Source organism: uncultured Wocania sp. (assembly GCF_964021735.1).
Lineage (GTDB): Bacteria > Bacteroidota > Bacteroidia > Flavobacteriales > Flavobacteriaceae > Wocania_A.
Genome location: NZ_CAXIBN010000108.1, coordinates 1 through 10760, shown reverse-complemented (window position 1 = coordinate 10760; position 10760 = coordinate 1). Strand labels below are relative to the sequence as shown.

General features: G+C 32.0%; 7 protein-coding genes. 5 read left to right on the top strand and 2 right to left on the bottom strand.

Annotated elements, in window-relative coordinates:
• Positions 1–63 precede the first annotated feature (63 nt).
• Positions 64–1404 carry a deoxyguanosinetriphosphate triphosphohydrolase gene (locus AADI82_RS10290; RefSeq protein ID WP_341216356.1) on the bottom strand — a complete coding sequence of 447 codons (1341 nt, stop codon included), beginning with the start codon at positions 1402–1404 and terminating at the stop codon, positions 64–66.
• A gap of 160 nt (positions 1405–1564) precedes the next feature.
• Here AADI82_RS10290 and AADI82_RS10285 point away from each other — a divergent pair, with 160 nt between their 5' ends.
• From AADI82_RS10285 to AADI82_RS10275, 3 genes are all read left to right on the top strand, one after another.
• Entirely contained in the window at positions 1565–1951 is a 387-nt protein-coding gene (locus AADI82_RS10285; protein WP_341216355.1) for a carboxypeptidase-like regulatory domain-containing protein, read from the top strand.
• Positions 1952–2204: 253 nt separating this feature from the next.
• Positions 2205–5048, top strand: a complete 2844-nt coding sequence (locus AADI82_RS10280) for a TonB-dependent receptor (protein ID WP_341216354.1) — start codon at positions 2205–2207, stop codon at positions 5046–5048.
• Between the two features lie 28 nt (positions 5049–5076).
• Positions 5077–6294 carry a multidrug transporter gene (locus AADI82_RS10275; protein ID WP_341216353.1) on the top strand — a complete coding sequence of 406 codons (1218 nt, stop codon included), beginning with the start codon at positions 5077–5079 and terminating at the stop codon, positions 6292–6294.
• 74 nt (positions 6295–6368) lie between these two features.
• Here the strand turns inward: AADI82_RS10275 and AADI82_RS10270 are convergent, their stop codons facing one another.
• Complete coding sequence (locus AADI82_RS10270; RefSeq protein ID WP_341216352.1) at positions 6369–6692, bottom strand: nicotinic acid mononucleotide adenyltransferase; 324 nt, start codon at positions 6690–6692, stop codon at positions 6369–6371.
• A gap of 396 nt (positions 6693–7088) precedes the next feature.
• Between AADI82_RS10270 and AADI82_RS10265 the strand changes: the two genes are divergently transcribed.
• Both AADI82_RS10265 and AADI82_RS10260 read left to right on the top strand, forming a co-directional pair.
• Complete coding sequence (locus tag AADI82_RS10265; RefSeq protein ID WP_341216351.1) at positions 7089–8279, top strand: porin; 1191 nt, start codon at positions 7089–7091, stop codon at positions 8277–8279.
• A 69-nt stretch (positions 8280–8348) separates the two neighbouring features.
• Positions 8349–10700, top strand: coding sequence for an inorganic phosphate transporter (locus tag AADI82_RS10260; protein ID WP_341216350.1), 2352 nt, complete (start codon positions 8349–8351; stop codon positions 10698–10700).
• The last annotated feature ends 60 nt before the right edge of the window (positions 10701–10760 follow it).

Sequence of the window (10760 nt, the reverse complement as noted above, 5' to 3'; positions counted from 1 at the left end):
GGTAACGCCCAACTTCTCGATACATTCCGAAATAAATTCGGGACACTCGAAGTGAAATTTTTCTTAAAAACTAATCCCTTTTATCTTCTTATAATCCAGTATCGCCTTACTATCGGATAGTAAAGACACGTAATAACACACGCTAGACAAACGGCTATATAGGCTTGAATTATTGGTTTCTAGAGTTTTTGGCAGGCCTTTTAAAATAAGTTTGTCGTAATTTGAAGCCGTATTGTTAAAACTGTTATTTACGGCATTTGTATAAGTGTTTAACAGCGTGTTTATAACACCATAGCCAGCAATTTCTTTATCAATCACCTCTGTGGATTGGTATATGTTTTCGATACTTATTTTTATAATATCTTTTATTTGTGCTTCGTATTTACTTTTATCTAGTAGGGCACAATCGAAATTACCATTTAAAATAGCATCTTCGTGCTGCATAAAAATATCTACTGCTTCATTAATTAGCGTACCAATTGCCAATGCGCGCAAATACCCAACGCGATCTTCTTTTGTGGAAAGTGCATAATAGTTTTCGGGCTTAATGGTGTTTCTAATGATTTTTGATAAGTATTCTAGCGCAAATTCTTCTTGAATTAATCCTAGGTTTATACCATCTTCAAAATCGATAATGGTGTAGCAAATATCGTCTGCCGCTTCTACTAAATACGCAAGTGGATGTCGTGCGTAACTAACATCTGTATCGGAACGTTTTAGCAATCCTAACTCGTTTGCCACGTCTTGAAACGCTCCTTTTTCACTCTGAAAAAAACCGTATTTTTTATCGGCTATATGTTTTGTTGGTTTTTTAGGCAGTGATTCTTTTGGGTATTTCATGAATGCGCCAAGAGTGGCATAACTTAATCGGATACCACCTTCTCGCCCTGCTCTGCTTTCGGTTAAAATTTTGAATCCGTTGGCGTTCCCTTCAAAATCACATAAATCTTGATATTCTTTATCAGTTAGTTGGCTTTTAAATTGTTTACCTTCTCCTGTTTTGAAAAATTCCCCTATGGCCTTTTCTCCTGAGTGTCCGAAGGGTGGGTTTCCTATATCGTGAGCTAAGGCTGCAGCAGCAACTATGGCTCCAAAATCGTTAGCTTGATAACCAAGGGCACTTTGTAAATGTGGATGCTTTTCTAATAATTTTTGACCTACACGCCTACCTAAAGAACGTCCTACTACACTAACTTCTAAACTATGGGTTAAGCGCGTGTGTACAAAATCGGTTTCGGATAACGGGATGACTTGTGTTTTATCTTGAAGGCTTCTAAACTCTGATGAAAAGATAACACGATCGTAATCGACCTCAAAACCTAAACGGGTTTCGTCTTGTTCTTTTCTTATACGTTTATTCGTGTCGCCAAAGCGTTTTAAGGATAGTAATTGTTCCCAGTTCATTTTAAATTTTTAAGAACAAGCAAGATAAGTAAATTCAATAAAAGCAAACCTAAAATTTGATAACATTACCGTAACATTTTAATCACTGTTGTTTAATATTTACATAACATTCTAAATATAGTTTATGGTTTTCTTTGCATAGAATTTATTGCGTTTATTTATGAAACATATTATACGTATTGCCATCTTTTTAGTAACAGCATTTTCTTTTGCGCAACATACGGGTTCTGTAAGTGGAAATATATTAGATAACGAGTCGAATAATTCGCCTTTACTTTATGCAAAAATTTTAATTAAAGAGACTGGAGCTGAAGTTTTATCTGATGAAAAAGGTTTGTTTGAATTCGAAAACTTAAAAGACGGAAACTATACTTTAGTAAGTAGTTTTGTTGGTTATAAAACTAAAGTATTAAAGGTTCAAGTAGAATCTGGAAAAGCTATTAAAGTTAAAATGTCTTTAGGAGCAAGTTCTATTTCTCTTGAAGAATTAATGCTAACTTTCGCTAGTGCTGATAAAGAAAACACCTCACCATCTTTAAATGAATAAGCATTAATAGCATGTAAATAAAAATTTTAATGTTTTATAAAAAGCGACTTTCTCTAAAAAATGAAAGTCGCTTTTTTCATTTCATATTCTTTAAAAATCAAAAGAATTCATGTTAAGAAATTGTTTTTAAATTAAGCTTTAAAGCATCGTTCCATAACGTTTTCCTAACGCTTTTATTACGGTTGTTTAATCCTTAGATAACCTCATCTTCATACACGCAACGTTTCTTTGCAGCAAGAAATTTAAAAAACTAATGAGAAAAATAATACTATTATTTATACTGTTTATAACAACATTTTCATACGCTCAAAGTACAGGTTCGGTTGTTGGGAAATTAACAGATAAAGAATACAACAATGAGCCATTAGCCTTTGCTAATGTTTTAATTAAAGGAACAACTACAGGAACAACTTCAGATTTTGATGGCTTGTATTCATTTGAAAATTTAGACGCTGGAACTTATACTTTAGTTTTTAGTTTTGTAGGTTACGAAACACAAGAAATAAGTGTAAATGTTATTGCCGGAAAAGCAACTGAAGTAAATGTAGTAATGTCTGCAAGCGCAGCCACACTAGACGAAGTTGTAATTACTACTACTACAAAACGTGAAAGTGAAACAGCGTTACTTTTAGAACAAAAGAAAGCGGTTGAAATTAAACAAAGTATTGGTGCTGAAGAATTATCGAGAAAAGGTGTTAGCAATGCTGCTGGTGCAGTTGCTAAAATTTCTGGAGTTTCTAAACAAGAGGGTTCTAGTAACGTTTATGTACGTGGATTAGGTGATAGATATTTAAATACCACAATGAATGGTTTGTCTTTACCTTCAAACGATGTTAATAAAAAGAATATTGATTTAGACTTATTTTCGTCTGATGTTATTGAGAATGTGTCGATTAGTAAAGCTTATTCTTCTAAGTTTTATAGTGATTTTGCAGCTGGAAATGTAGATATTTCATCTAAAGATTATAGCGGCTCAGGTTTTTTTGATTTTGGAATCGGCTCCGAAATTAACACCAATGCGATAAGTAAAGATTTTGTAAGAAGTGAAGGCACTGGTCATTTTGGGTTTTACAACAGATATGCGCATGATCCTTTTGCAGTAATTTTGTCTCATGGATTTAATCCTGTTAATGCTGGTACACCAATAAATACAAATTTTGGAGGTGCTTTTGGGAAATCATTCAATTTTAAAAACGGAGCAAAACTAAGCTTTTATGCTACAGGTTCGTTTGAAAATGATTACCAATACAGAAAAGGTTCTTCAATAGATTATACCAATGTTGAGAAAAAAGCGTTCGAACAAGCTGAAGAATTTGAATATGGTACTACTACCACTGCAATGGTTTCTGTTATTTATAAAATAGATACAAGTAATACACTTAAATTCAATTCTTTATTTGTTAATAGCTCTTCAGATAAAGTAGGTTATTTTGGTATTGATGGTAAGGGACGAAATAGAGATGCTATTGCCAATACAGACGAAGGCTTTTATCAGCAAAATATTCAATTTAACGAAAACCTAATTTATGTTAATCAACTTATAGGAACTCATAAATTTGAAAAGATTGATTTAGATTGGGGTTTTGGACACAACTTTGTTAATGCGCATGAGCCAGATAGAAAACGATTAAGTTTTGAGAACTATCAATACGCTTTAGATAACGACCCCAACACAAACCCTATTTTTTATAGCAATGTAGATTTTGATAATCAGCGTTATTTTCAAGACATACAAGATGAAGAATTAAATGGTCGCTTAAATTTAGCTTATAAAACATCAGATAAAGTAAAACTTAATTTTGGTTATAATGCAAGAACTAAAGAACGTCGCTTTAATAACATTAGATATGGTTACGATATTATTGATAATAGTGGTATTTCAGATGTTAATAATCTAAACAGTTTTTTCACTTTAGACAATTTAAATCTAACTAGCAATGAAGGAACTTACGAAATTAAAGTTATTAAACCTTATCCAAATTTAAGTAATACAAACAGACCTGGAAGGTTTGAAAACACTTATAAAGGAAAGCTAGATATTTATGCTGGATTTTTAAATGCTGAAATTAATTTAGGTGAAAAATGGCTTATTGTACCAGGTGTAAGAGTAGAATCTTTTAAGCAGTATATCGAGTATGATGTAATTAATTTAGGAGTTAATGGCAACGATAATATTAGTGCTTCAGATGTATTGTATTTACCAAGTTTTAGTTTAAAATATGCGTTAAACGAAGATCAAAATCTACGGTTTTCAGCAAGTCAAACTATTTCTCTCCCAGAATTTAAAGAAGTTGCTCCTTTTGTTTACGAAAGTGTATCGCAACGTATAGGAGGTAATCCAGATTTATTAGGTCAAAAACCTGGAGAAACATATACTAATGTAAAAGATGTATCTCACTCTAAAATTTTAAACATCGATTTAAAATACGAATGGTTTGTAACAAAATCTGAATTAATATCTCTTGGTGCATTTTATAAACAAATAAAAGATCCTATTAATCAAGTTGTGGCATTTGATGCGACAGGAACACAACGTTTTTTTAGAACTGGCGAAAAAGCTCAAATTTATGGTGTAGAAGCAGAAATAAGAAAGAACATTATTACCAACGAAGATGACAATGCAGAACTTTCTTTTGGATTAAATGCTACTTATATGCATACCCAACAAGATTTATATAAAGATATAGTTGGTAGTAATTTTAATGTAAGTTTTGTTAATGATAAAGAAGAATTACAAGGAGCTTCACCTCTAATTGTGAATGCAGATATTAACTATTCGCCAACATTTTTCGAGAGTTATAAACCTAATGCAACCTTATCTTTCTCTTATTTTTCAGATAGAATAGATGCTTTAGGATCTGGACAATTAGGAAACGTAATAGAAAAAGGGATTCCAACTTTAGATTTCATATTAAAAAATGAAATAGGTAAGAAGTTTGAAATAAACTTTGCTGCAAAAAACCTTTTAAATCCTAGTGTAAAATACATTAGAAAAACAACACAAGGCGATATAGTAGTTACGTCTCCTAACGGAAAAGATGTTTCAAATTATAAAAAAGGAATGAACATAGGATTACAATTTAAATATAAATTTTAAACACAAATAAAAATTAAAATTAGAAACGATGAAAAATAATTTATTATTAGGATTAGCAATTACGGCATTGCTTTTTAACTCTTGCTCAACAGATGATACCGCCGCTATTAATATCACTGACAATAGCGTAGTAAATAATACAACTACCAATAATGGAGGAGGTACAGGAAACACAGATGAAGAAATCGCTATTAATGCTGCCGAATATTCTTCAGATTTAACTCTTGAAGCTAACAGAACATATACGATTAGTGGGCCTGTAATTATGACCGAAGGTGCAACATTAACTATTAATGAAGGTGTTACAATTAAAGCTGTTGCAACTGGAGCAGATGTTTATATAGCTATTTCTCAAGGAGCAAAAATTATAGCCAATGGTTCTGCTGCTAAGCCTATTGTAATGACATCTGGAAATGCTAATCCTAGTGCGGGTCAATGGGGTGGATTAATATTATTAGGAAAAGCTCCAATAAACTCTGTAACTGGTGATGCAACATCTACATCAGAAATTGGAAGTTTACCTTATGGAGGCTCAGATTCAGCAGATAGCTCAGGTGTTTTACGTTATGTACGTGTAGAATATTCTGGAGGAGCAGCTGATGGTTCTTCAGAAAATAACGGATTCTCTTTTTATGGAGTAGGTGCAGGAACAACTATTGAATATATTCAAGCTTATGAAGGAGCTGATGATGGTATTGAGTTTTTTGGAGGAACAGCAAAAGTATCTTATGCTGTTGTAATTAACTGTCAAGACGATTCAATAGACTGGACTGAAGGTTTTACAGGTTCTATTACAAATGCTTATGTTAAGCATGGAGAAGATCATGATAAAGGTTTTGAGTGCGATGGATATAATACAGATATAGGAAATCTTTCAAATCCAAAATTCTGGTCTAAACCTACTGTAAAAGATGTTACAATTATAGGCTTAGGTTCAGGAACTGGTAACGAAGCTGTTAGATTAAGAGCAGGTACTCAAGGCATTTTCGAAAATATTTTAATTGAAGGATTTGAAGAAGGTTTCGATCTTGATGGAGATGCTGGAGCAGATAGTGATAATCCAACAGGTACTGGTGTTATTAATGGAGATTTAGATGTGAAAAATGTAACTTTTACAGATGTAACAACTAATATGAAAAATGATACTGGAGACACTTTTACTGAAGCCGATTTTATCTCTGATAATGGTAACGGAATAGGTACAGACTATGCAACTTGGGGAGCAAACTGGACCGTAGGAAACTAATCGAGTATTTTTAAACACATAAAAAAAGCATCCTAAAATTTAGGATGCTTTTTCTGTTTAAATTGTATTTTCTTTTACAATGAAGCTACATTTTTAGTATAATCAACTTCTTTCAAAGCTCCATCTATTAAATAAATCCACTTGCCGACTTTTTTTCCATTATCATAATTTGCAGAAACGATTTTTTTACCTTCTGTGTTAAAGCTTAACCATTCTCCTTGTAATTTACCATCTAATGTGTAAGATCCTGTTTGGCTTACAACACCATTGTCATGATAATAAACCACATCAATTAAGTTGGTTTCTTTGTTAAGTTTTAAATCTCTCTTTTGTTTTTCTTGAGCAAAAGAGACCACAGTAATTAAAAAGGTAAAAAGTAATAAAATTGATTTCTTCATAATTATGGGGGTTTTAACATTATATTTCAAATATACAAATTACATAACATTAAAGCAATCATAAATTAACGTTAGCTTAACATTGAAATTGTAAAAATCTGAAAATCAATATATTACAAACTTATTATTTATGAAGATTTAACATTGGAAAGCTTAATAATTAATTAATACTAAGGTTACATTCACATCAACTTAAACCATGATATTTGCCATGTCTTAAGACAAAACAATTAGTATTTCATATAATCTATTAGTTTTTGTCGACTACATTATTATGATTTCTAATGAGACTGCCTTAGGCCAAGGCAGTCTTTTTTTGTTAAAATTTAATCATTAGGAAACATTAAGTTAACATTGATTTTAGTTCTTTGCAGCGACAAAAACTAAAACATTATAATGAAACTTAAAATTACGTGTATTGCACTCTACTTTTTTGCAATATTATCCTCTCACTCACAAGAAATTAAATCTCCTAAGTTTGGAAAAGGTCTTTTTAACCTTGTAGGACAAGATAGTAGCTGGACCATGAAAATTGGTGCAAGAATGCAATTTTTAGCTATCTCAAATTGGGAAGACGGAGAGAATAATGAATCCAATTTCTTAGTAAGACGAGCGCGTTTAAAATTTGATGGTTACGCATTTACACCAAAACTTAAATATAAATTAGAGTTGGGTTTATCTAACAGAGATATTTCAGGGGCTTCACCATTTACAAGTAATGCACCACGATATATCTTAGACGCTGTAATGAAATGGAATTTTGCTCCAGGTTTCGAACTTTGGTTTGGGCAAACCAAACTACCTGGAAATAGAGAGCGTGTTGTTTCTTCTGCAAATCTTCAACAAGTAGATCGCTCGCTTTTAAACAGTCGGTTTAATATTGATAGAGATTTAGGCATTCAATTAAGACATAAATTTAACTTGTCTGATAAATTTGTTGTAAAAGAAATGCTATCTATCGCTCAAGGTGAAGGCAGAAACATTACTACTGGAAATTTAGGCGGTCATCAATATACTGGTCGTGTAGAATTATTACCTTTTGGGAACTTTGCAAGTAAAGGTGATTATTCTGGTTCTGATTTAAAAAGAGAACAAACCCCTAAATTAGCATTAGGTGTAAGTTACGACCATAATAACAATGCGGTTAAAAATAGAAGTAACCAAGGCTCTTATATGGTTAACGATACTGGTTTTTACAAAACTAATATAAACACGCTTTTTATTGATGCTATGTTTAAATATAAAGGATTCTCATTAATGGCAGAATATGCCGATAGAGATGCCAAAGACCCTTTTGCTAAAAATTCAGATGGCTCATTAACAGGCGATGAGGTTCAAGTTGGTAAGGGTTTAAATTTGCAAACAGGAGTTTTATGTAAAAACGATTGGGAAATTTCTGGACGCTATACGAATATAAAATTAGACCAAAACATTACAGGTAAAAACCCTGAAACCCAATACACATTGGGTGTTTCTAAATACATTGTTGGACATAGTTTAAAGGTACAAACAGATGTAAGTCATTTAGAAATAAAGAATGGAAGCAATGAATTAATGTGGCGATTACAATTCGATATTCATTTTTAAAACATAACAATTAGATAACATTATAACTTAAAAGTCTAAAGATATTTGCAAACTATTTTAAATTAAATTATGGAAAATATATACTTATACATGATTATTGCCCTAGCCCTTTTAGCCATTGCTGATTTGGTTGTAGGTGTTAGTAATGATGCAGTAAACTTTTTAAATTCTGCTATAGGCTCTAAAGCTATTTCCTTTAAAACTATTATGATTGTTGCCAGTGTTGGTGTTGCTGTTGGAGCAGTGTTTTCTAGTGGTATGATGGAAGTAGCAAGAAAAGGGATATTTAATCCTGGAGAATTTATGTTTGATGAAATCATGATAATTTTCATGGCAGTAATGATAACAGATATTCTTTTACTGGATTTTTTCAATTCTGTGGGGATGCCAACTTCAACCACCGTTTCTATTGTGTTTGAATTATTGGGAGCTGCAGTTGCTATGGCGTTAATTAAAATTGGTGCCGATGGTGGTAATTTTAGTGATGTTGTTAATTATATTAATACATCAAAAGCGTCCCAAATTATATTCGGAATCTTACTCTCAGTCGTCGTCGCCTTTTCCATTGGTGCCTTTGTACAATGGGTTTCAAGATTATTATTATCTTATAATTTTGAAAAAAAAGCATCTTGGGTTGGTGCGTTATTTGGTGGTTTAGCATTAACGGCTATTACTTACTTTATTTTCATGAAAGGATTAAAAGGCACATCTTACGCTAAAGAATCGTTTAATATCCTTGGTGGAGAAACGATGAAAGACTTTTTAGAACATCAAGTATTATCTATTGTTTTAGTGAGTTCTGTTTTTTGGTCATTATTATCTTATGCGCTAATTAGTTTTTTTAAGACCAATATTTACAAACTAATTATTATAGTAGGCACATTTGCTTTAGCCCTAGCTTTTGCTGGTAACGATTTAGTAAACTTTATAGGTGTACCAATTGCTGCTTACAATGCTTATGAAGCTTGGAGTACTTCCTTTTTAAGTACTGGTACTTTAGCAACAGAGTTTTCTATGGAAATACTTGCCGAAAAAGTACCAACAAACAACTGGTTACTATTTGGAGCAGGAATGGTTATGGTATTAACATTATGGTTTTCTAGCAAAGCCAAAGATGTTGTAAAAACCTCTTTAGACTTGGCAAGTCAAGGTGAAACAAAAGAACGTTTTCAACCAAACTTTATGTCTCGTGGATTTGTAAGATCTGCAATGTTAATGTCTCAAATGTCGGCTTACATGTTGCCTAAATCTTGGCAGGCTAAAATTGAAAAACAATTTGAAGCTCCTACAGTTAAAGTATCAAAAAACAAAGCAAAAGACCTACCTGCTTTCGATTTAGTAAGAGCTGCTGTTAATTTAATGGTTGCCGCAGTATTAATTTCTATAGCAACGTCGTATAAATTACCCTTATCGACAACCTATGTAACTTTTATGGTAGCAATGGGTACATCTTTAGCAGATCGTGCTTGGGGTGCAGAAAGTGCTGTATATCGTGTTGCTGGTGTATTAAACGTAATTGGCGGTTGGTTTTTTACTGCCTTTAGTGCTTTTACTGCTGCTGCTTTAGTAGCTTACTTATTAAATTTAAACATAAAAGTTATGTTCCCTATTTTATTGTTAGCAGCAATTGGCTTGTTAATAAGAAGTACGGTAGCACACAATAACAAATCTAAAGAAGTTGCTGCAGAAGATAGCCTAAAAAAAACCGGGAGTAGCTCAGTTCAAGGTGTTATTATAGAAAGCGCAAGTAACATTGCTAATGTTGTAAAGCGCGGAAATAGAATTTATAGTAATGCTGTAAAAGGTTTAGCTAAACAAGATTTAACATTACTAAAAAAGAACAAAAAACAAGTAGATAAGTTAGCGGCTGAAGTTGATGAATTAAGAGATAATATTTTCTATTTTATTAAAAATTTAGACGAAACAAGTTTACGCGCCAGTAGTTTTTATATTAATATTTTAGGCTATTTACAGGATATGACACAGTCTTTAGAATACATCTCGAAAGTGAGTCATAAACACATTAATAATAACCATAAAAAACTTAAGTTTAGCCAAGTCAAAGAATTAAAAGAAGTTGACGAAGCGTTAGAAACATTATTTAATGATACTAAAGCAGCTTTCGACTCACATTCTTTCGAGCAAATAGGAGAAATTATTACTCGCAAAAAAGAAATATTTGCTTTAGTAACCGATAAAATTGCTAAGCAAGTTTCAAGAACAAGAACAGAAGAATCTAGCCCGAAAAACACAACTTTATATTTTAGTTTATTATTAGAAACTAAAGATTTATTAACGGCAACAATGAATCTTTTAGAAGAGTATTATAATTCGCATGATGCCTCAGTAGAGCCAGCAACCATTAATGTTGTAGATGAGATTATAGAACATGGAGATTCTTCAAATAATGATAAAAAATAAATATTAAAGTTTTCAATGTTAAAAACCATCTCTAAATGAGATGGTTTTTTTATTATTACA

What these genes read in the sequence shown, in the direction of transcription:
- AADI82_RS10290 (WP_341216356.1), bottom strand. Translation starts at nt 1,404, where the DNA reads ATGAACTGGGAACAATTACTATCCTTAAAACGCTTTGGCGACACGAAT.
- AADI82_RS10285 (WP_341216355.1), top strand. Translation starts at nt 1,565, where the DNA reads ATGAAACATATTATACGTATTGCCATCTTTTTAGTAACAGCATTTTCT.
- AADI82_RS10280 (WP_341216354.1), top strand. Translation starts at nt 2,205, where the DNA reads ATGAGAAAAATAATACTATTATTTATACTGTTTATAACAACATTTTCA.
- AADI82_RS10275 (WP_341216353.1), top strand. Translation starts at nt 5,077, where the DNA reads ATGAAAAATAATTTATTATTAGGATTAGCAATTACGGCATTGCTTTTT.
- AADI82_RS10270 (WP_341216352.1), bottom strand. Translation starts at nt 6,692, where the DNA reads ATGAAGAAATCAATTTTATTACTTTTTACCTTTTTAATTACTGTGGTC.
- AADI82_RS10265 (WP_341216351.1), top strand. Translation starts at nt 7,089, where the DNA reads ATGAAACTTAAAATTACGTGTATTGCACTCTACTTTTTTGCAATATTA.
- AADI82_RS10260 (WP_341216350.1), top strand. Translation starts at nt 8,349, where the DNA reads ATGGAAAATATATACTTATACATGATTATTGCCCTAGCCCTTTTAGCC.